Genomic DNA, 612 nt, shown 5'->3' with positions numbered 1-612 from the left:
AAAACTGTCGTAGGCTTAGAAATAAGAGATTCAAACGAGAAAAAAATGGCCCTTGGAAGTGAAGTCGTGGATTCTTTTTGGGTTTCTAATTACTCTAAAACACACAAGACTTTGGTTGTTTCTGAAAATCCTATTGATAATCTTTCTTATTGTCAATTAAATAGAAATTTTAGTTGTACTCATATAGCCTCATTAGGAACTATTAGTGACAAACAATGTCATAAAATTGCTCAGTTAATCAATAGAGGAATTTATAAATCACTTAAATTGATTAATGATAATGATTTTGCTGGATACAAAAATGATTTAAAGATTATTTCTAAGTTTATACCTCAAGATAAGTTGAGGATAGTTAGTCAAGAAGTAAAATCGATTATAATAGAAATCGAAAACGAACAAATTGATATTTCAAACATTAATATTTTTAAATGGATATTAGGCAAAATTATTCAGAATAATGATTTAGGTAATAAAATTAATATTGAAAAGAGTGCATCTAAGGACTGGAATAATGAACTTTAATAAGTATTAATCTAGTCTGGTAAAAATGACAAGAAAACAGTTGGAAAGCATTTATCTTATTGGAAAGTCAGGTAAATTGCTAAACTGTAT

At 27.0% G+C, this 612-nt stretch carries 1 protein-coding gene; it reads left to right on the top strand.

Going from position 1 to position 612, the window contains the following annotated elements:
- A partial coding sequence (locus tag OM075_RS25380) for a toprim domain-containing protein (RefSeq protein WP_301193360.1) occupies positions 1–522 on the top strand: 522 nt, incomplete at its 5' end.
- Positions 523–612: the final 90 nt, after the last annotated feature.

Origin of the sequence: Plebeiibacterium sediminum, from assembly GCF_026013605.1 — a bacterium.
Classification (GTDB): Bacteria; Bacteroidota; Bacteroidia; order Bacteroidales; family Marinilabiliaceae; genus Saccharicrinis; species Saccharicrinis sediminus.
This window is presented reverse-complemented; position numbering and strand designations above follow the sequence as displayed.